The organism is Pedobacter aquatilis, from assembly GCF_032678405.1.
Taxonomy (GTDB): Bacteria; Bacteroidota; Bacteroidia; order Sphingobacteriales; family Sphingobacteriaceae; genus Pedobacter; species Pedobacter aquatilis_A.
The window spans coordinates 40970-62116 of record NZ_JAVTSJ010000002.1 but is presented as its reverse complement, the minus strand read 5'-3'; the positions used below and the strand labels follow the sequence as shown (position 1 = coordinate 62116).

23 protein-coding genes are annotated in these 21147 nt (G+C 37.2%); 9 read left to right on the top strand and 14 right to left on the bottom strand.

All coding sequences use genetic code 11. The features are described from left to right. Window positions 1-85: 85 nt before the first annotated feature. Window positions 86-844 carry a DUF4197 domain-containing protein gene (locus R2R71_RS05615; protein ID WP_316830275.1) on the bottom strand — a complete coding sequence of 253 codons (759 nt, stop codon included), beginning with the start codon at window positions 842-844 and terminating at the stop codon, window positions 86-88. Next, window positions 831-2741, bottom strand: coding sequence for a vWA domain-containing protein (locus R2R71_RS05610; protein WP_316830274.1), 1911 nt, complete (start codon window positions 2739-2741; stop codon window positions 831-833). The genes R2R71_RS05615 and R2R71_RS05610 overlap by 14 nt, the downstream gene beginning before the upstream one ends. Before the next feature lie 125 nt (window positions 2742-2866). Between R2R71_RS05610 and R2R71_RS05605 the strand changes: the two genes are divergently transcribed. The 3 genes from R2R71_RS05605 to R2R71_RS05595 all read left to right on the top strand — a co-directional run bounded on the left by R2R71_RS05605 (window position 2867) and on the right by R2R71_RS05595 (window position 5404). Then, window positions 2867-3442: a sigma-70 family RNA polymerase sigma factor gene (locus tag R2R71_RS05605; protein ID WP_316830273.1), complete on the top strand. Its 576-nt coding sequence runs from the start codon at window positions 2867-2869 to the stop codon at window positions 3440-3442. Beyond that, window positions 3435-4703 (top strand): hypothetical protein, encoded by a 1269-nt coding sequence (locus R2R71_RS05600; protein ID WP_316830272.1) that lies wholly within the window; start codon window positions 3435-3437, stop codon window positions 4701-4703. Before R2R71_RS05605 ends, R2R71_RS05600 begins: the two co-directional genes overlap by 8 nt. Before the next feature lie 86 nt (window positions 4704-4789). Next, window positions 4790-5404 carry an FMN-binding negative transcriptional regulator gene (locus R2R71_RS05595; RefSeq protein WP_316830271.1) on the top strand — a complete coding sequence of 205 codons (615 nt, stop codon included), beginning with the start codon at window positions 4790-4792 and terminating at the stop codon, window positions 5402-5404. A 70-nt stretch (window positions 5405-5474) separates the two neighbouring features. Here the strand turns inward: R2R71_RS05595 and R2R71_RS05590 are convergent, their stop codons facing one another. The 10 genes from R2R71_RS05590 to R2R71_RS05545 form a co-directional block, all read right to left on the bottom strand. Next, on the bottom strand, window positions 5475-6485 hold the full coding sequence (locus R2R71_RS05590; RefSeq protein ID WP_316830270.1) for an inorganic phosphate transporter: 1011 nt from the start codon (window positions 6483-6485) through the stop codon (window positions 5475-5477). A gap of 12 nt (window positions 6486-6497) precedes the next feature. Next, window positions 6498-7139, bottom strand: a complete 642-nt coding sequence (locus R2R71_RS05585) for a DUF47 domain-containing protein (protein WP_316830269.1) — start codon at window positions 7137-7139, stop codon at window positions 6498-6500. 286 nt (window positions 7140-7425) lie between these two features. Beyond that, the gene (locus R2R71_RS05580) at window positions 7426-8451 is read right to left on the bottom strand and encodes a sensor histidine kinase (RefSeq protein ID WP_316830268.1); all 1026 of its coding nucleotides are present in this window, start codon (window positions 8449-8451) and stop codon (window positions 7426-7428) included. A 34-nt stretch (window positions 8452-8485) separates the two neighbouring features. Beyond that, a complete protein-coding gene (locus R2R71_RS05575) occupies window positions 8486-9250 on the bottom strand; it encodes a TIGR03915 family putative DNA repair protein (RefSeq protein WP_316830267.1) in 765 nt (254 codons plus the stop codon). Window positions 9251-9276: 26 nt separating this feature from the next. Further along, entirely contained in the window at window positions 9277-10536 is a 1260-nt protein-coding gene (locus R2R71_RS05570) for a putative DNA modification/repair radical SAM protein (protein ID WP_316830266.1), read from the bottom strand. 95 nt (window positions 10537-10631) lie between these two features. Next, window positions 10632-11147, bottom strand: coding sequence for a hypothetical protein (locus R2R71_RS05565; RefSeq protein ID WP_316830265.1), 516 nt, complete (start codon window positions 11145-11147; stop codon window positions 10632-10634). Window positions 11148-11239: 92 nt separating this feature from the next. After that, window positions 11240-11884: an HD domain-containing protein gene (locus tag R2R71_RS05560; protein WP_316830264.1), complete on the bottom strand. Its 645-nt coding sequence runs from the start codon at window positions 11882-11884 to the stop codon at window positions 11240-11242. A gap of 68 nt (window positions 11885-11952) precedes the next feature. After that, a complete protein-coding gene (locus tag R2R71_RS05555) occupies window positions 11953-12234 on the bottom strand; it encodes a helix-turn-helix transcriptional regulator (protein WP_316830263.1) in 282 nt (93 codons plus the stop codon). Between the two features lie 179 nt (window positions 12235-12413). After that, the gene (locus R2R71_RS05550) at window positions 12414-12887 is read right to left on the bottom strand and encodes a hypothetical protein (RefSeq protein ID WP_316830262.1); all 474 of its coding nucleotides are present in this window, start codon (window positions 12885-12887) and stop codon (window positions 12414-12416) included. Window positions 12888-12940: 53 nt separating this feature from the next. Further along, entirely contained in the window at window positions 12941-14131 is a 1191-nt protein-coding gene (locus R2R71_RS05545; RefSeq protein ID WP_316830995.1) for a class I SAM-dependent RNA methyltransferase, read from the bottom strand. Between the two features lie 72 nt (window positions 14132-14203). Between R2R71_RS05545 and R2R71_RS05540 the strand changes: the two genes are divergently transcribed. The 3 genes from R2R71_RS05540 to R2R71_RS05530 all read left to right on the top strand — a co-directional run bounded on the left by R2R71_RS05540 (window position 14204) and on the right by R2R71_RS05530 (window position 17487). Next, window positions 14204-14572, top strand: coding sequence for a DUF3127 domain-containing protein (locus tag R2R71_RS05540; protein ID WP_316830261.1), 369 nt, complete (start codon window positions 14204-14206; stop codon window positions 14570-14572). A gap of 219 nt (window positions 14573-14791) precedes the next feature. Further along, window positions 14792-16606 carry a HAMP domain-containing sensor histidine kinase gene (locus tag R2R71_RS05535; protein WP_316830260.1) on the top strand — a complete coding sequence of 605 codons (1815 nt, stop codon included), beginning with the start codon at window positions 14792-14794 and terminating at the stop codon, window positions 16604-16606. Window positions 16607-16791: 185 nt separating this feature from the next. After that, window positions 16792-17487, top strand: a complete 696-nt coding sequence (locus tag R2R71_RS05530) for a response regulator transcription factor (protein ID WP_316830259.1) — start codon at window positions 16792-16794, stop codon at window positions 17485-17487. Here the strand turns inward: R2R71_RS05530 and R2R71_RS05525 are convergent. Together R2R71_RS05525 and mqnB are read right to left on the bottom strand one after the other, a co-directional pair. Then, on the bottom strand, window positions 17484-18317 hold the full coding sequence (locus R2R71_RS05525) for a 1,4-dihydroxy-6-naphthoate synthase (protein ID WP_316830258.1): 834 nt from the start codon (window positions 18315-18317) through the stop codon (window positions 17484-17486). The genes R2R71_RS05530 and R2R71_RS05525 overlap by 4 nt on opposite strands. A 40-nt stretch (window positions 18318-18357) precedes the next feature. After that, the gene (gene mqnB, locus R2R71_RS05520) at window positions 18358-18981 is read right to left on the bottom strand and encodes a futalosine hydrolase (protein ID WP_316830257.1); all 624 of its coding nucleotides are present in this window, start codon (window positions 18979-18981) and stop codon (window positions 18358-18360) included. 100 nt (window positions 18982-19081) lie between these two features. On the opposite strand from mqnB, the gene R2R71_RS05515 reads away from it, so the two are divergent. From R2R71_RS05515 to fabD, 3 genes are all read left to right on the top strand, one after another. After that, window positions 19082-19492, top strand: coding sequence for a 6-pyruvoyl trahydropterin synthase family protein (locus R2R71_RS05515; protein ID WP_316830256.1), 411 nt, complete (start codon window positions 19082-19084; stop codon window positions 19490-19492). 6 nt (window positions 19493-19498) lie between these two features. After that, window positions 19499-20134 (top strand): GTP cyclohydrolase I FolE, encoded by a 636-nt coding sequence (gene folE / locus R2R71_RS05510; protein ID WP_316830255.1) that lies wholly within the window; start codon window positions 19499-19501, stop codon window positions 20132-20134. 61 nt (window positions 20135-20195) lie between these two features. After that, window positions 20196-21077, top strand: a complete 882-nt coding sequence (gene fabD, locus R2R71_RS05505; RefSeq protein ID WP_316830254.1) for an ACP S-malonyltransferase — start codon at window positions 20196-20198, stop codon at window positions 21075-21077. The last annotated feature ends 70 nt before the right edge of the window (window positions 21078-21147 follow it).

Below are 21147 nucleotides of genomic sequence, written 5' to 3'. Positions count from 1 at the left end.
TACAATTTTACAAATAGTTTTTAAACAAAAAAGATTCAGGTACTTTCGAAACTTGAATCTTTCATTTTTATGATTTTACAAAGACTTAACTCTTTTTCTTATCGGCGTAGCCAAACACTTTTTGCAGTAAGGTAGTGCTTCTTGAGCTTAAGTTATCTCTTATTTTTAGTTCCTCTTTCGCTACCTCAATAAATAAACCATCAATCGCCTTTTGGGTTACATATTCCGTCAGGTTTGTATTTACCGGTTTTACTAAGGGTAAACGGTTATATTGTGTGGTTAAATCACTATAATATTTAGTGGCATTTACTTTATTTAAGCTCGTTGTTACTATCGGGCTAAATTTCTGGGTTAGCTCTGCTGTTGTTACCCGTTTAAAATATTCTGTAGCGGCATCCTTATTACCTAAAAGGATATTGGTTGCATCAGTTAATGTCATTTGCTTTATTGCTGAAATAAAAATTGGTTTTGCTTCTTTCGCAGCATCTTCAGCAGCCCGGTTTAAGCTAGTTATTACATTATCACATAGTGAATTTAAACCAATACCACGTAGGGTTTTTTCGACCTTTTGTGCTTCAGGTGGCATTAATATTTTTACTGCTAAGTTACCCAGAAAACCATCTTTAACCGAAAGCCTGTCGGCACCAGCCGAAACGCCAATCTGTAAAGCTTCTTTAATACCCTGACCGATTTCGAGGGTTGAAGGGGTGCCGGTTGTGCCAGTAGTTGTGGTTTTTTCTGTTACTTTCTTGAAAATATCACCCAGTTTTATCTGGGCATTTACGTTCATGTGTGTAAATAATATTAATGCCAGGGATGCAGATAGAATATTAATTTTTTTCATTCATTATGAGTTTATCTTTTATGCTTAGCAAATCTTTGGCCATTAATTTGGTCGATTTTACCAGACTTAAAAATTCTGAGCGGTAACCTTCTTTATCCTTGCCTTTTGCATTTTCGGCGAGTGTAATTACCTGCTCAAAGGTAGCATTTTGTTTGAAAGCAGATTTCTTTAAAAGCATACCAAATTCAGCAACTGCTGCGGCAAACCTGAAGTTATCACTTGTTGCACTAAGGTTAAAACTATTGTCGGATATACCTTTGGTCAGCAATTTGCTTTTACTTCCGTTAGGGTCTTTATAACGAAGCTTTACGGTAAGCATTTCATTCGATTCAATTAAATTGTTTTTATCTGGTTGCTGATATTTTAAGTCATCCACATTTGCGGTAAATTCATCTTTTACACCAACAGGAATAATTTCATAAAGTGCAGTAACTGTATGGCCCGAACCAATTTCGCCTGCATCTTTCTTGTCATCATTAAAATCTTCTTTGTTAAGCAAACGGTTTTCGTAACCAATTAAACGGTACGATTGTACTTTGGATGGATTAAATTCAATTTGAAGTTTAACATCCTTGGCAACTGTAAATAATGTGCCACCGAATTCGTTTACCAGCACTTTTCTCGCTTCGTTTAAATTATCAATGTAGGCGTAATTTCCATTTCCTTTATCGGCAAGGATTTCCATTTTGCTGTCTTTATAATTGCCCATTCCATAACCCAGCACAGTTAAAAATATACCACTCTTTCTTTTATTCTCAATAAGCTTTTCCATATCACCATCGCTGCTTGCGCCAACATTAAAATCCCCATCAGTAGCAAGAATTACACGGTTATTACCACCTTTAACAAAGTTTTCGGCGGCTATCTTATAGGCGAGCTCTATTCCTTCTCCTCCAGCTGTAGAGCCTCCGGCACTTAACTTATCAAGTGCGTCTTTAATTTTTGTTTTCTCATCGCCATTGGTTGCCGGTAAAACAACGCCTGAATTACCTGCGTAAACAACAATGGCAACTTTATCTTTTTCTCTTAACTGATCTGTTAAAAGCTTAAAAGATGAGACAAGTAAGGGAAGTTTGTTCGGCGCTTCCATTGAGCCGGAAACATCAATTAAAAAGACCAGGTTTGAAGCCGGAAGGTTCTGTGAGGAAATTGTTTTAGCCTGCAGGCCAATTTGCACAAGTTTATGTTTGGCATTCCAGGGAGCAGCTGCGATTTCAGTTACAATATTTACAGGATCATTACCTGTTGGTTGCTGGTAATCGTAATCAAAATAATTAATCATTTCTTCGATACGAACGGCATCAGCAGGCGTTAAATTCCCATTGTTAATGAACCTGCGCAAGTTACTGTACGAAGCTGCGTCTACATCAATAGAAAAAGTAGAAAGCGGATCGCTTTTAGCCTTATGAAATCCATTTTCACTAATTGAAGCATAGCTTTCATTGTTATCTGCCTGGATTTTTCTATAACGTTTTGCTTTATCAATTGATAGTCCGGAAACACGTCCTTGTAACGGAACTGGAGCGTAAACATTGGCCATAGATGCACTCACCGATGTCTTCATTTGTGCGCTGTAACCTGTAACAACAACTTCATTCAAAGATTTTATATCAGGAATTAATTTAATAGTTAAATTGTTTTGTTTGCCAATTTTTACCGTTTGCGAAACATAACCCAAATAGGAAATCTGAAGCTCGGTATCTTTTTCGGTCACTGCAATACTGAACTTTCCGGTCGCATCTGAAGTAGTCAGTTGCTTACTGAAATTGGTACTTATGTAGGCACCCTGAACCGGAGCAGTACCATCAGTAATTATTCCGGTAATTTTTCTGCTATCACCTGGTCTGAAACCAAGTAATGCAATAACAGCAATAAGAAATAATGTTAGCTTTTTCATCGTGATATTTTTAATAGTGAAAAGTCTTAAGTTTTAAGGATGATGTAGTTCTTAGTGCTTTTCCATATCGATACTGAAAAATATTTTTTATACTTGAAACATAATTTGTCCTATCTACCCATTTTTTGAAGTTTATAAAGAATACAGCTGGAAATAACCAGAAAGAAGATGCAGAACTAATTGCCGATTATAAAAATATCGGCAATTTAGATGCTTTGGGTACGCTTTATAATAAGTACATGCATTTGGTTTTTGGGGTTTGCCTTAACTATTTAAAAGATGAGGAGCAAAGCAAAGATGCCGTAATGCAGATTTTTGAGGAACTGGTTACCAAGCTTAAAGTATATGAAGTGCAAAACTTCAAAAGTTGGTTGCATGTTTTAACGCGGAACAATTGTTTAATGGCACTGCGTAAATCTTCCAGACAAAATAACGTTTCAATGGATGATACTTTTGTGGAAAACAGTGAGCTTGTGCATCTTGATATTGACAATACAAAGGAAACGCAACTTACCATTATGGAAAAGTGCATGGAAACTTTATCAGAAGAACAGCGAAAAAGTGTAGATTTATTTTATCTGCAGGAAAAATGCTATAAAGAAGTGTCCGATATTACGGGTTATGATATACTTAAAGTGAAAAGCTATATCCAAAACGGTAAAAGGAATTTAAAGATTTGTATAGAGAAGAATAGTGAATAACGACTGGTTAGATATTGATGTGCTTGAAGATTACCTCGATGGTAAGCTTGATGCTAAAGGTATGCACTTTGTTGAGCGCCAGGCTTTAGACGATCCGTTTGTTGCCGAAGCACTCGAGGGGCTGCGCCAATCGCCGAAACGTAAACAAACCCTTTCTATTCTGCAAAAACAACTTTACGACAGGGTTTCCGAGCAACCTATTAAACGTAAAATGTGGGGCATCACTACTCAGCGTTTAAGTATTGCGGCTACGGCTACGGTTGCTTTTATTGCAGTAAGTATCTTGTTTTTTATGCGTGAAACAAGCCGCAAAAATGCAGAAATCGCAGCAAGAAAGTCGAACGGTGTTATTGTTCATTTAGGTACGAATACTGCAATAGCTCAGCGTAATGCAAAGGCTGATAATCTGGTTGCTGAAACAAATAAAGATTCGAAAACAGCATTGATTGATAAAGCAATTTCAGAAGCAAAAAGCGGCGATTTGGCAAAAAACTTAAAGCAAAACGCGATTATCAAAAATGCAGATGGAAGATCATCGGCAGAAGAAATAAAAGAAAGTAAGCGTAGTGTTTTTCTGTTGAAAAAGACGGATAATGGCGCTGATTTAAAGGATGCTACTGTTGCTGCGGCACCAGCTGTTTCTGGAAATAGTTTGGTTTATTCGGGAAATGTAGTTGCTCAAAACGGGCACCCGGTGCAAGGTGCTGTAGTTAAATTAGAGAATTCAAAATCAGTAACGGCGACAAATGCGAATGGTTATTTTGCACTACCGGTTGATAGCGTAGATAAGGATAAGGAAATTTTAATAAAGGCTCAAGGCTATAATGATAAGATTGTGGCAACAAGTCCAGATGCGATTAGGATGGCCCTAAGTGGTGATAAATCTTTAAACGAGATTGCCGTTATTACTGGCTCCAACGGCAGGAAAAAAGAAGCAATTACGCCAAAGAAAATTGTACTAAATGCTGTTGAGGATCTGGATAAAGCCAAGGGCGAGATTACTAAACCTGTTCCGGTTTCGACCATTAATTATGAGCAGTACCTCGAAAACAACAATAAACTGTATAACCCCAAGGGGCCTGAACAATATGTTATCTTAAGTTTCAAAGTTAAAAAGAACGGGCGGCCGGGAAATATCACCGTGATTAAATCGCTTAACAAAAAAGCTGATGCCGAAGCGAAACGGCTCATTCAAAATGGTCCTGATTGGGTTTTGCCAAAAAAAGGAACCGATTTAGTTGAATTAAGCGTTAAGTTTTAACAATCCTACACTCAAATATTTTCCAGTTATTATAATCTGTCATTGTTGGTTGCCTTATGCTTCTGCAATGATTAATAATCCATATTATGTATAAGTTACCATATTTCACAGCAGGCAATCAGGATGAAGTTCTTGAATTTATGCATCAAAATACATTTGTAACCTTAGTTGGTTTCGATGGTGAATTCCCCGTAGCCACTCAGGTTCCGGTTAAAACTGTTGTAAGTGAAAGCATAATTAAGCTAATTGGTCATGTTATGACCAAAACCGACCATTGCAGTGCTTTTGCTAAAAACCCTAATGTGTTGGCCATTTTTACCGGAGCTCACGCTTATATCAGTGCATCTGTTTATGAAACACCACAATCGGCGTCAACCTGGAATTATAAAACGGTTCAGGCTAAAGGAATGATAAAGCTATTAAGCAATGAAGAAACTTATCCGGTAATTAAAGATTTAACCGATAAATATGAAAATCCCCATACCAGTGCTGCAGCTTTTAATAAAATGGATGAAACTTATATTCAAAAGCATCTAAAAGCGATAACAGGTTTTGAAATTGCAGTAACAAATATCGACCATGTTTTTAAAATGAGCCAGAATCATTCTCACCAGAATAAAGAAAGCATTGTGGCTTATTTAGAAAAATCTGATGATAATCTCGCCCATGAAGTAGCAAATGAAATGAAAAAAAATCTGTAATCAGAACGGAATAGCAAAAAGGCCAGCGCTTTTCAGTGCTGGCCTTTTGCATATTTAAAGGATTTTGTTTTTACCTGAAATAATAAATTATGCCATATATGGCTGCTGCAAGTGTTGCGGAAACCGGGATTGTTAAAATCCATGCCCAGATCAGGTTAATTGTAACGCCCCAACGTACAGCCGAAACACTCTTAACCACACCTACACCCACAATTGAACCGGTAATTGTATGCGTTGTTGAAACCGGAATTGCAAAGTGTTCAGTTATACCCAACGTAACTGCACCGGCTGCTTCAGCAGCTACACCTTCGAGCGCCGTAACTTTTGTTATCTTAGAACCCATTGTTTTTACAATTTTCCAGCCACCACTCATAGTTCCAAGAGATATTGCAGAATAACATGCAACTGGAACCCATCCTGGCATAGCTTCGAAATCAGGAATAACTTTAGAGGCGATAAGGGCTGTAGCAATAATACCCATTACTTTCTGTGCATCATTACCTCCGTGGAAGAAACTTAATGCCGCCGATGATAATAACTGTAGCCTTTTAAACCATTTTTCTGCAGTTGCTGGTTTAGCATAGCGGCAAATGTTGATGATAATTAAAGTTAAAACTACTGATATCACCATACCAATAACAGGTGCCAGCACGATAAAGGAAACGATTTTAATTACATACTGCATGTTTACGGCATCAAGCGGGCTCGCTCCGGTAAGTAAAGCATGGGTCATACCCGCTCCGGCAAAACCACCAATTAAGGTGTGCGATGAACTTGAAGGAATTCCATACCACCAGGTTAGCAGGTTCCATATAATTGCCGCAAGCAAGCCTGCAAAAATAACATGAAGGGTAATGTAGTTCTCAATAACAGTTTTTGCAACTGTATTGGCCACTTTGTGATCTGTGAAATAGAAATAGGCAGCAAAGTTGAACAATGCAGCCCATAAAACCGCCTGAAAAGGCGTAAGTACTTTTGTAGAAACAATGGTTGCAATCGAGTTAGCGGCATCATGAAAACCGTTTATGTAATCGAAAGCAATAGCCAGAATTACAACAACAACCAATAAGGTAGTTACCATGTTTGTGTTTTATTAAGCGTTTTTAACCAAAATAGTTTCAAGCACATTCGCTACATCTTCGCACTTATCTGTTGCTTTTTCTATCGTTTGTAAAACCTCTTTTTGTTTAATTAATTCAATTGCATCAGTTTCGTATTCAAAAAGGCGGGCAACCGCTAAAGTAAATACATAATCAGCCTGATTTTCGCCGCTGTTAATGCGGATACATGCATCAGCAATTACACGGATATTTTTAAAACTGCGTAATTCTTTAATCGCTTTATCGATATCAGTACACATTTCAACCAAAAGCTCGGCAATTTTTACAATCGGCTCGCTAATGCTGTTCATGTTGTACATCTGCATGCGGTTTGCTGTGCCGTAAATGTAATCGGCAACATCATCAACCGCTGTAGCTAACTGGTGAATATCTTCTCTGTCAAAAGGCGTAATAAAGTTGCGGCTTAGCTCTAAAAAGATAGAATGGGTAATGTCGTCACCAACATGCTCTAAGCGCTCAATTTCTTTAAAAATAGTCTTTCTTGCTTCGGCATCGCCTGTGCTAACCATTTCTAATAACGTTTCGGCAATTTTCAATGCGTTGCTGCCTGCCTGCTCAAAAAGTGGATGAAACTTTCTGTCCTGCGGCGTAAAGAACTTAAAAATATTGTTCATGTTAATTTTTAATATGCTGCAAAGCTACAAGCTCAATGTTAAGTTAATGTTAAGTTCTTAATTATATTAAGGAATTTCCAATGAGATTTGGCCGTTTTCTGGAATTTTAGCTATTTGATAATGAACTATTAAGCTAAGAAAATGAACGCAAGTAGTTCTGCTGTACTGCAGTCCCGCTAAACGCTTTAGCCCTCATTGAAAAAATTCGGGGCTGCCGCTTATATCGGGTTTAGGTACGGGGGTATATTGTGCCTGGGAAAAAGCGATTGCCAGGAGGGTAGCAGGGCTAACCAACTTTTTGTAAGGTGAAAGCGAAAGTAGTGCCAATTCCGGGCGTGCTCCGAACCGAAATGGTTTGTTGGTGCGCTTCTAAAATGTGTTTAACGATAGCAAGGCCTAAACCTGTTCCGCCAACTTCTCTCGCCCTGTGTGTATCAATACGATAAAAGCGTTCAAACAATCGTAATAAGTGTTTTTCCTCAATACCGATGCCGTTATCCGTAACCTCAACTAAAAACTGATCGTGAAGCTCAAAAATTTTAATAGCCGTTTCACCGTTTTCAACACCATACTTAATGCTGTTAACCATCAGGTTAATTAAAACCTGGCGAATCTTTTCCCGGTCGGCATTTACCATGGTAAGGGCCGTATATTTATCTTTAAAGAAAAGCTTGATGTGTTTTGCCTTAGCCCGGTCTTCAAGGTTTTCCATTACCTCTTTAGCGAGCTGAACGAAATCGAATTTCTGGTAATTAATTGGCGATTCTCCTGTTTCCAGCTTCGAAATCACATCTAAATCATTAATTAAATAACTTAGCCTTTCAACATTGTTTTCGGCTTTCTTTAAGAATTTCATCGCCATTTCAGGGTCATCCTCAATACAATCCTGAAGTGTTTCTATATAGCCCTGAATAGCAAAAAGCGGTGTTTTAAATTCGTGCGATACGTTTGAAAGAAACTCCCGTCTAAACTGTTCCTGCTTTTTGAGCATGTCTATTTCCTTCTTCTTCGCACCTGCCCACTCTTTAACTTCTTGTTCAACATCATTTATCGGGTCAGAACTCACGTATTCACCAAGTGCATCCTTTAAATCTTTACCCAGCTTGAGGTTGTGAATCAGCTTATAAATCAGTTTGATTTTGGTGTAAATGTACTTTTCAAGCAGGTAATAGAATACAAGGAAACTGCTTAAGAAAGAAACACCAAAAGAAATGGCCAGGTAATACCAGCTGTGCTGAAAATAAAAGTTTACCATACCTATTGATAAGGATACGGCAAGGGCAGTAAAAAGAACCAGCACACTTAATTTCATGGTGCAATTTAGTGGTTTTTATGTTAATGCTATGTTAACTCAGCTGCTTTTCAGTTAAATATTTCCAATACCTTTTTGGTACATGTTTAATGTGAAGCTTTGTGTTTTTACGGGCAACAATATTGGCGCTTTTAAAATAATCTTTCCATAAAACTGAATACAGTTCTTCTTTTTCATCCAGTAAAATGGCTTGTGGGCTTTTATTGTTCACGCCATTGGTGAAATCGATGGTAATCTCCTCAACATTATTTAAATTATAATGCAGACCATATTTGCGTTTCAAATCGTAAATAATCCATTGCTGGTCGGCGTATCGGTTTCTGAAATGATTTGAAATTAACGGAAGTACATTAAAATCAGGGTCTATTCCGGTGTAGAAAATACCATCAGCCGTATGTTGAAAACGAATAAAGGCTTCCATTCTGTGTTTTTCCCGCTCTACACTTTTGGCATATTTTGATAAAGCAATAACATGTTCGTTGCCATAATTTGCTTCAGCTCCCCTTTCATTTTTGAATATATATATCGTAAACTGAAAAAGATGGTTGTATGCTTCCGGAATTTCAGATAAATAAGTACAATAAAACTTTCTTAACCACTCTTTCTTTAATTTTTTCTGTAAAGCGTTCCAAACCCTGTCGGCTTTTTCGTTATTTGTGGTTATCGTTAAACTTTCTGCAAAGGCTTCAGGCTGGAAAATTTCAACAGATTTAAGGACAGTTTTTCCAGGTTTTCGTTCAAACCATTCGAAAACTGCCGATAAAATACCTAGTAGTGAACCATCAAAAATGTAAGTCATTTACTTTGTGTTTCCTTGGTATGGTTTTAAAATAGAATCAATTGCTGATTATCAGTTTTTAAATATTTACTTTGGCTTTCGGCCAGAATAAAAGCTTTAATCTGTGTTCCCTGGTAATCTCTTAACTGATACGGACTATCTGCACACGTGATAAAATGTTTAGCCCTATTATAAGCCACCCCGATTTTCTTTAACTGATCTATTCGGAGTTTTCCGAATTTTCTGGCCTGTACAATTTTTTGTGCCGACATTACACCTATGCCCGGAATACGTAGAATCATTTTATAATCGGCCTTATTAATATCAACCGGAAAATGCTGCATGTTTCGTATGGCCCAGCTAAGTTTTGGATCGATATCAACATCAAGATTTGGATTGGCATCGTTTAAAATTTCCTGAACCTTAAAGCCATAAAAACGCATCAACCAATCGGTTTGGTAAAGTCTGTTTTCACGTAGTAAAGGCGGTTGTGTACCTAAAACAGGCATCCTCGTGTCGTTACTAATGGGCACATAACCCGAATAGTAAACCCTTTTTAAAGCAAAGTTTTTATAAAAAGCATTAGCAGTATACATAATGTCTTTATCGCTTTCTGGCGTAGCGCCGATAACCATTTGTGTGCTTTGACCCGCGGGAACAAATTTCGGGATGTGCTTTATGAGCTTTTTATCTTCGGCAAACTGCTTTATGTTTTGCTGTACAAAGCCCAAAGGTTTAATTACATCCTCATGGTTTTTTTCAGGGGCCAATAATTTTAAGCCTGCTTCGGTAGGCATCTCCAGGTTAATGCTCATCCGGTCTGCATATAATCCTGCTTCTTTAATCAGCTCGTCGCTGGCCCCGGGGATTGTTTTCAGATGGATATAGCCATTATAATTTTGCTCCAACCTAAGTTTTTTGCACACCAGAAGTAGGCGTTCCATTGTGAAATCGGCATTTTTGAAAATTCCTGAACTTAAAAATAAACCTTCGATATAGTTTCTACGATAAAAATTCATCGTTAATTCTACAACTTCATCAACAGTAAAGGCAGCACGTTTTACATCATTGCTTTTACGCGAAACACAAAAAAGACAATCGTAAATACAATGGTTGGTTAAAAGAATTTTTAACAGCGAAACGCATCGGCCATCTTCTGTATAAGTATGGCAAATGCCAGATGTATGACTGTTTCCCAATCCTTTGCTATCGTTTTTCCGGGTTCCTCCACTTGATGAACAGGAAACATCATATTTAGCAGCATCGGCGAGAATGTTTAATTTTTCACGAATTCGATCAAATGACATAAAGCAAGATTTACTAACAAATATAGTTGTTTTGGCTAAAAATATTAGTAATTTGTTGTAAAAAGGTACTCGCTTTAAGAATGATTGAAAGAAGTTTAAAACTTAAAATGAGGCTTTAGTTTTTTAGATTCACTAATCATGAGCGCCTCTTTAAATGAATCGAGTTCAGAAAAAAATGCATCGGCCTCGGTTTCCTTGTTATTTTGGGGGCTAAAATCAGCAGTTATATTTGGATTGGTAAATTTTATACGGTAAAAGTATTTCCCGGTAGCAGAGCAGAAAACCTCTGATATCCCGCGAACGTTTTCCCATTCAAAGAAAAAATCATATTGGTTATAAAAAATACTTTTCTTCCCGAGTTTAAAGTTTATCCCATTTTTGGAAAGCAGAACTTCACAAGGAACAAAAATCTGTTTGTCTATCATCCAATATAAGGCTGTAGCCACTAAAATTATTGATAAGGCAATTGCCGAAATGTTGATGATTCCAAAAGATGCTTTGGGCAAAAAAAGCAATATCGCTAGCAGCAGCATTGCGCCAACCAACGGAATGGTAATCATAACTGCTAAAAGAAGCAGATTTTTATGATAATTTAGGGTAAAGTTTCTCATTAGTTAAGGTTAACCAAAAGTAAGCTAACCTTCTTTAAACGAAAATACCCAAAAAGAGGTATTTTTAATAAGATCCCTTTACCCGCTTTTTGTTAATTTCCTTCCCACTCCTTATAAAACTGATCAAGATACTGAAGCATGAAATTGTGGCGTTTCAAAGCGATTTTCTTGCCACTCTTGGTATTCATCATATCTTTTAACAAAAGCAATTTCTCATAAAAATGATTGATGGTAGGGGCAGTTGTATTTTTATAGCTTTCTTTAGTTAAATGCTGGTCTGGTTTTATTTCAGGATCATATAAAACCCTGTTTTTAAAACCACCATAAGTAAATGCCCGGGCAATGCCAATAGCTCCAATAGCATCGAGCCTGTCGGCATCCTGCACTACCTGTAGCTCTTTTGAAGTAAAAACTTTTTTATCAAAACTGTTTTTGAACGACATGTTTTGGATAATCAGTTTTACGTGAGCAACAATATCCCGGTCAATTGAAAGCGATAACAAAAATGCTTCGGCAACATTTGGCCCCAGCTCTTCGTCGCCGTTATTAAACTTAGGATCAGCAATATCATGTAATAACGCAGCAAAAGCAACAACCAGGTTATCGGCTTTTTCGGTTTCATTAATATTGATGGCTGTTTTATAAACCCGCTCTATATGAAACCAATCGTGCCCAGCCTCAGCGTTTTCGAGTGTTTTTTTTACAAAATCTATGGTTTGCTGTATAACTTCCTGCATTTGATGAAAAATTTAACCAAAGATATTGGAATAAATGCAGGAAGTTAAAATGATTTTATCCCCAGACTTTATTTAGCAGTAATTGAAGGTTGCTCGTTCTCTGAAAGATTTTTAATTAGTTCACGGTGATCAAGGGTAAGCAAATGTGTAACATCGACTTCTAAAATTGAAGAAATCTGAAACAATCTTTCTATTGTAAGCTTGCTGTAACCAAGTTCGATTTTGCTATAAGCATTCTGCGATATTTTCAATTTCGCTGCCAGATAATCTTGAGTGTAATCTCTATATTCTCTAATTTTTCTAATGTTCCCGGCTACATTCTTCGTCTTTAAAGCCAATAGATCTTCCATAAAATGAGGATTTTTTTAATTACTAATACGATTAAGTACGAAAATTGTTCGGACAGGGATTTGTAAAAGTGCAACTTTTTGTAATAAAGTTGCATTTAGCGTATAATTAGACACTTAAAATGAAGTAAAAAAAATGTTATGAAAGGATTAAACAAACGAATTCAATATGACGTTCAGCTTTAATATAAGCCCCAATCGTCTTCAAATTCGTCTTTCTCGAATGATTTTACCCACTTGATAAATAACAGTTTGAATTTGTCTAATTCATCTAATACAATTTCGAGGTAATCGGGCTTGCAGATCTCGAACATTTCAGCAGCTTTAACCTGTGTTTCCAGCTCTTTACAGTTTGTACGGATTATGGAAGCATTTTCCATGCGAACAATGTAGATGTTGGCACCTTCTGCGCCAACAATTTTTGGGCACAACATCATAACATTCTGCATAATGAGGTTTGCTGTAATTTGTGCCATTTCACCTTCTAGTGTTTCGCAAAACAAGGCCGAATATTTATAAACAATTCTTGCCTGGTTGTACAAGTTTTTGGCCAATGAAACTTTCTTCGGTAAGGTTTCAGGAAATTCACTTTCCTTTTGCTCAAAATGACTGAAATGCTCCCATTCAGGCATATGATCCATGTTATCAAATTCCATATTTTCAAATAAATTGATTACGTTATGGTAACGTAGAGAGGCGTTAAACGTAATTATGCTTGTTCGTTTGATGGTGTTAAAGGTGCTCTTCGGCTACCGTCATACAGTTCATATTCCAGCAACCTGCAATCGAGCTTGCCATTATAAAATTCTATTTTTTTAGAAGCTTTTAACCCGATTTTCTTAGCCAGATCAGGATTACCGGTAAAAATATAACCCGAATAACCTTTACATTCTTTTTTCATGTAATCGCCCATGCGTTTGTAAGTAAGTTCGAGTTTGCTGTGCACACCCAGGCGTTCGCCATATTCAGGGTTAAAAACCACAACACCTTTTCCGTCTTCAGGAACCGGGGTTAATTCAAAATCGCAAACCTGAAAATCAATCAAAGTATCAACACCCGCAGTTTTTGCATTTTTGCGTGTTACATCAACCGCATCCTCAGAGATATCGGAAGCTACGATCTTCAAATCGATATTTTTGATAACTTGTTCCTTTAAAATCCTTCTTTCTGCGAAAAAAACTTCTTCATTATAGCCCATAATATGCATAAAACCATAATTCATGCGGTAAAGTCCTGGAGCACGGTTAGTAGCAATTAAGGCAGCTTCTATAGCTAAAGTTCCCGAACCACACATCGGGTTAATGAATGGCGATTTTTTATCCCATTGGGTAGCAAAAATTGCCCCCGAAGCAAGCGCTTCTAGCATAGGTGCTTTACCTGGGATTTTTCGATACCCGTGTTTTGCAAGCGTTTCGCCAGAAGTATCCATAAAAACATCCGCTTCAGCATCTTTCCAATACAGATGTACTACGGTTTTATTGGCATCGGAACCTGAATTAGGGCGGATGCCTTTTTTCTCCTTCAATCGGTCTACAATAGCATCTTTAACCTTTAAATTTGCAAAAAGAGGTGTTGTTATATTTGGATTATCAACATTTGATGTTACCGAAAAATAACCCGTAAAATCAATCAGTTCTTCCCATTCAATGGTTGAAATTTCCTTGTATAAATCATCCGGCGTAGCCGCCTTGAAACTTTTTATCGCATATAAAACCTGGCTTGCACAGCGAAGGTTTAAATTTAACTTAATACACTCGGTAAGGGTTATATTCAACTCTACACCAGTAGCAAAAGCCCTAACGATGGTATAGCCCAGAGCAGAAACTTCCTCTTGTAAATACGGCGAAAGGCGTTTGTTGCAGGTAATAATTACCTTGCTTTTATTGTGGAAAACTTGCATCATATAATATGCGAAGTTATCAATAAAATTATAGAGATTTGATTTTTATAGTACAATTAAGTAGTATTTGATATGGAAATTAAAGGAAAAGTACACGAGGTAGGTGCCACACAACAAGTAAGTGAAACGTTTAAAAAACGCGATTTAATAGTAGAGTACGCAGAAAACCCAACATATCCGGAGTATATCCGTTTTGAGGCTTTGCAAGATAAAGCGGCATTATTAGATAGTTTTAAAGCAGGCGATGAGGTTGAGGTTTTCTTTAATTTACGTGGTCGTCCATGGACAGATAAAACAGGAAAAACATCATACTTCAACAGTCTTGTTATCTGGAGAATTAATGCAATTGCAGCTGGCGCACCTGCAGCAGCGGCTCCGGCATATGCAGCACCAGCTGATGTAAGCAACGCACCTGGAGAAGATGATGATTTACCTTTCTAAATAAAGATTCTTTTTTAAGCAAACAATTTTTAACGGATGCCGGAATTATTTTCCGGCATTTTTTTGTGCCCGGTATTTTGTTACTGACCCGGTAGTCTTGTTAAATTATGTTAAATAGATACACTTCAGTACGTTATTAATTAATTTTACATACTAATTAGTTTTTCAGGGATAAGTGTATTTTACTAATCATACGGCTATCTCTGCCAAAGGGATTTAATGAAGAAAAGAAGTTTTTGGTTAATTACCGTATTAATGACGGTAGCTTTACTCGGTGTTTTTGTAATGCAGTTGTATTACATAAGGGAAGCTTATAACCTCAAATCGCAGCTTTTTGATGAGCAGGTAAATCAAACACTTACATCAGTAGTAAATAAAATTCAGCGTATAAATGCTGCTGATAGAATTAGCAGAAAAGACCTGGAAAATAAAATAAAGAGAAGCCAGGATTTAAGACAGCGCCAGCTCGATATTAAAGACCTTAGGCAGCAGTTTGTGGAAGCTGCCGATCTACGCCAGGCAGAACACGAAAACCAGATAGAAAACTACCTCAATCAGCAAGATAGTCTGATCCGTGGCCGCTATATTGCGCCAAAAGTAATTAGCGAGAAAGAATATGTTTCGCTGTATGGTGGTGCTAAATTAGATCTCCAAATGGATATTGCTGTTGATGTAAGAAGCAATATGGTTAAAGGTTATAGCTTACGCTCTAAGTTATTTCCGTCGGAGAATAAAACCTTTAATTTCAGAACACAGCAAAACCTACCGGATACAATTAGGTATCAGGTTTTCGATATGGCGGGATACCCGCGTTTTGTAAGCTTGCCAAAAATTTCAGACGATCTGGTAAAGAAGTTTAAACGCGAAGATGATATCGCAAAGAAGCAGCTGGCAATTAAAATAGCCGCTTTAGGGAAAGATACTTTGCCTTATAAAACCGGTTATAACTTATTGGAAGACGTAGCCAAGGAAATGAACGAAAGAAATGTTCCGCTTGCCAACAGGATTAATTTTTCGTCGTTAGAAGAAACCCTTCAGAAATCTTTCCTGGATCACAACATTACGTTAAGATACAATTTCAGGGTTAAACTTGCGCAAAAAGATTCTGTTTTGTACCTCCAGGCATCTTACCCTGAACAAAAGTTCTTGCCTAAAAATACATATAGAACTACACTTTTCGGGAATGACTTATTCAGAGACCCTGGAATATTGGAGGTAAATTTCCCAAATAAAAATTCGGCTATTGTTGGCAATTTAAGTGCAACACTTGCTTCTTCTGTTGGCCTTTTACTGGTTTTGGTTTTTATTTTCAGCTATACGCTTTATGCTATTCTAAAGCAGAAAAAAATATCGGAAATGAAAACAGATTTCATCAATAACATGACCCATGAGTTTAAAACACCTGTGGCCACGATTATGATTGCAAGTGAAGCGCTTAAAGACCCCGAAGTAACTGAAGATAAAGCAAGGCTGAAAAGACTGGCTGGAATTATTTACGATGAAAATGTTAGGTTAGGAAGCCATATAGAACGTGTTTTAAGCATCGCCCGGTTAGAAAAAGGTGAATTGAAGATGGAAAATACTGAGGTTGATATGAACGATTTGATTATGATTGTTCTTGATAGCATGAGCCTTCAGTTGCAAAAGAAAAATGCTATCCTGAATATAAATACTGATGCCGAAAATTCAGTAATTATGGGCGATGAACTTCACCTTTCAAATGTGCTTTACAACCTGATAGACAATGCTAATAAATACAGCAGAGATGTTCCTGAAATAACCATCAACACAAAAAATTCAGGTAAAAATTTAATTATCGAAATTACCGATAACGGAATCGGAATGAGTAAGGAACATACTAAACGGATATTTGACCAGTTTTATAGGGTCCCAACAGGCAATTTGCACGATGTTAAGGGCTTTGGACTTGGATTAAATTATGTTCAGGATATTATTAAAAAATTAAACGGAACAATTAAGGTAAGTAGCGAAAAAGATAGAGGAACAACTTTCGAAATATCTTTACCTTTATAAACGAGCAAATTAACTGTCGGTACAAACAGCTTCTTTGTCGATACATTACATCGCTGCGGATATAATTTAAGTAATATAGCTGAATAATTAATTTAACTATATCAAACTTAAATTAAACCGTAATGCAAAATCAGAATCAAACCTTTAGCGTGGGCCGTAGTGTTTACACCACTAAACAAAAAAAAATGAAAAGAATACTTTTGGTAGAAGACGATCCGAATTTGGGCTTGCTATTGCAAGATTATCTGCAGTTAAAGGGTAAGTTTGATGTTGTATTATGTACTGACGGCGAAGAAGGGTTGAAAGCTTTTAATAAGCAAAATTTTGACTTATGTATCCTGGATGTGATGATGCCTAAAAAAGATGGCTTTACACTTGGAAAGGATATCAGGAAAATAAATGCACATGTGCCGATGATTTTTGCGACAGCTAAAACCATGCTGGAAGATAAATCGGCTGCTTATGACCTAGGCGGTGATGATTATATTACCAAACCTTTCCGTATTGAAGAACTTCTGCTTCGTATAAATGCAATGTTTAAACGTGTAGCAAATAAGGCCGGTGGTAATGAAGACGCAGCCGAAAGCCAGTTCTCTATAGGCAAATATAATTTCGATTATACTACACAGATTATCACCCGCGAAGATCAGATTCAAAAATTATCAACCAAAGAAGCTGAATTATTACGTTTATTATGCCTGAAGAAAAATACAGTCTTAACTAGAGAAGAAGCACTGTTAACCATCTGGCATGATGATAACTATTTCAATGGCAGAAGCATGGATGTATTTTTAAGTAAGCTTCGCAAATACTTGCGTGAAGACCCTGCTGTAGAAATCATCAATGTTCACGGAAAAGGCTACAAACTTCTGGTAAGTTAAACTGAGGCATATAGATTATGCTCAAGAACAGGAATTAAATCCTTTTCCTGCGCCAGTTTAAATAACGTATCTATCGCTTTTTTGCCTTCTTCACCCAGGTCTATACTGTATTTATTTACATATAGTTCAATGTGCTTGTACATCACAGTTTCGTCCATTTCCTGTGCATGTGCTTTAATAAAATCGATACCCGATTTTGGATTGGCAAAAGCATATTCAACAGATTGACGGATGAGTCGGTTAACTTTTAGCTGAATTTCCTTATCCAGTTTTCGGTTGATTACAATTCCGCCTAAAGGAATAGCACAGCCCGTTAGTTTTTCCCAATAATCGCCCAAATCAACAATTTTATTTAAGCCCTTATCCTGGTAAGTAAAGCGATTTTCATGAATAATTAAGCCTAAATCTATCTTTTCATCCAACAAGGCTGATTCAATTTCTGAGAAAACCATCAGTTGCTTATCCTGCAGGTGTGGATAAGCAATGCCCAATAAAAAATTTGCTGTAGTATATTTTCCAGGAATACCCACTTTTAAAGCGGGATGTAATTCACCTTCAAATTTTCTTTTGCTGATTAGCAAAGGGCCAACACCAAAACCTAAAGCACTGCCTGCATCAAGTAAAGCATATTGATTGGCAACATAAGCAAAAGCGTGAAAACTTAATTTTGTAATGTCTAATTCGCCTTGCAGCGCCTTTTTATTCAGGGTTTCAACATCATCAAAATAAACCTCAAACTCTAAACCTTCTGTATCAATTTTATGGTGAATGAGTGCATCAAATATAAATGTATCGTTAGGGCAGGGCGAAAAACCAAGTGTTAGCTTCATAAGCCAAAATTAAGTGTTGCATTAAATTAGTTCGTCATAATCAATTCATATCTGACAGAAACTCGATAGCCCATTCATTTAAATTCTTTATGGCTAAACCAATTTTCCATTTATCCTTATTACGAGGTTCAACATAATTTGATATGCTGCGGATTTGTAAACAATCTATCCTTTCCTTTTCGCAGGCAAAAAGCACGGCAGCACCCTCCATACTTTCTGTTTTAGGGTTTAAGCGTTCAGTTAAATGTCGTATGTTTTTTTCGTTGCCGCTAACGCGGTTTACCGTAACGCCCGATACTTGTGGTAAATTAACTTTTTTACTGCTTTTTGATTTATAACTGTTCTCCCCAAAACCAAGGTCAGTTATAGTGAGGAAGTTCTCGCCATCATCTGCTCCGAGTTCTGCAAAAGTATCTTCAGTAATATTTACCAGGCTGCCCAGGGCAACTGTTCTATCGAATCCTCCTGCAATTCCCAGGTTTAAAACCAGGTTATATTTGTGCGATAAGTATTTTCCTAAAGCAAAAGCTGTGGCAACCATTCCAACTCCGGTAATTAATACATCGAAGTTTTTGTCTTCGATAAAATCGCCTTCGGGCAGGCTGAAATGCTGGTAGAAAAAGGTAAGCTCGGCTTTTGTAGCTGCAACAACTAATGTTTTCATATCGTAAATTTAATGCATTCTTATCATTAAAATATCTTTCTTTAAGCTTTGCCCTTTAGGCTTAATGCTTTATGAGTATATTTGCGGTTTAATTGTAATAATGATTTATATAACGAGAAAAGCGTCATTTAATGCAGCGCATAAGCTGGCCCGAACCGATTGGGATGACGATAAAAACACTGAAGTTTACGGTAAATGTGCCAATCCAAACTGGCATGGCCATAATTACTGGCTCTACGTTACAGTAAAAGGCGAGGTTAATCCCGAAACAGGATTTCTTGTAGACCTTAAATGGTTAAAGGATGTGATGAACGAATATGTTGTTGATAAGGTTGACCATAAGAATTTAAACCTTGATGTGGATTTTATGAAAGGTAAACTGGCTTCGACAGAAAACCTTGCCATTGCAATATGGGAGCAACTAATAGCGCCTATTTCAGAAGCCGGAGCTATTTTGCATGCCGTTAAAATTTACGAAACTGAAAATAATTACGTTGAATACTTTGGTTAAGCCTTAATGGAAAAGAAAGATATTTTAAAAGGAGAATCTAGGGATGGTTATGTAAAAATCGATCGCTACGATGAATCAAAAATTGAAGCCGTTGCTACTCATTACAAAGATATTTTAAGTCAGTTAGGTGAAAACCCTGAACGCGAAGGCCTGGTTAAAACACCAGAACGCGTTGCTAAAGCTTTACAATACCTTACGCACGGTTACGATTTAAAGCCAGATGAGATTTTAAAATCGGCAATGTTTGAAGAAGAATACAGCCAGATGGTTGTAGTTAAAGATATTGAAGTTTATTCAATGTGTGAGCACCATATGTTACCATTTTTCGGCAAGGCACATATTGCCTATATTCCCAATGGGCACATCGTTGGGTTAAGTAAAATCCCCCGCATTGTTGATGCCTTTGCACGTCGTTTGCAGGTACAGGAACGCTTAACCAACGAAATAAGAGACTGTATACAAAATACATTAAGTCCAATGGGTGTTGCTGTAGTAATGGAGTGTAAACATTTGTGTATGGCCATGCGGGGTGTTCAAAAACAAAATTCGGTTACCACAACATCGGCCTTTACCGGAACTTTTTTAAGTAACGATAAAACAAGAGCTGAGTTTTTAAGGTTAATTACAGCAAGTTTAGACTAACTACTAAGCTAATATTAATAATAAATTTAACTAAATATTTCCCCATAGGGGATTAAAGAATATGAAGGCATACGTTTTTCCCGGTCAGGGCGCACAATTTGTAGGAATGGGTAAAGATCTTTACGAAAACCCAAAAGCTGCTGAGTTATTTGAAAAAGCTAACGAAATCATTGGATTCAGAATCAGTGATATTATGTTTGGTGGTACTGATGAGGAACTAAAACAAACTAATGTTACACAACCGGCAATTTTTCTACACTCGGTAATTCTGGCAAAAATTTTGGGCGATGATTTTAAACCAGATATGGTTGCAGGGCATTCTTTGGGTGAGTTTTCTTCGTTAGTTGCTGCAAATGCTTTAAGTTTCGAAGATGGATTAAAATTGGTTATTGCAAGGGCAAACGCTATGCAGAAAGCCTGCGAAGCACAACCGTCAACAATGGCTGCTATTTTAGGGCTGGCTGACGATGTTGTAGAAAAAATTTGTGCAGAAATAGATGCTGTTGTTGTTCCGGCTAATTATAACTGCCCGGGCCAATTGGTAATTTCGGGTAGTATAGAAGGAATTGACCTGGCTTGTGCTAAGTTAACTGAAGCAGGAGCTAAAAGAGCCTTGAAGCTTAATGTTGGTGGCGCTTTCCACTCTCCTTTAATGGAGCCGGCAAAAATTGAGCTGCAGGCTGCAATTGAGGCTACCCATATTTCAACACCTATTTGCCCGGTTTATCAGAACGTTGATGCAAAACCGTATACTGACCCGGCACAGATTAAAGAAAACTTAATAAAACAATTAACAGGTGCTGTGCGTTGGACCCAGACAGTAGAGCGTATGCTTGCAGATGGTGCAACTGAATTTGTTGAGGTAGGACCAGGTAATGTTTTACAAGGCTTGGTTAAGAAAGTTAGCCGTGAGGTAAGTACAAGTAGCGCAACAATTGCTTAATCAAAAACATTTGAAATAATTAATTCGACGCCATAAACCAGCAGTTTATGGCGTTGTTTTTTATAATATT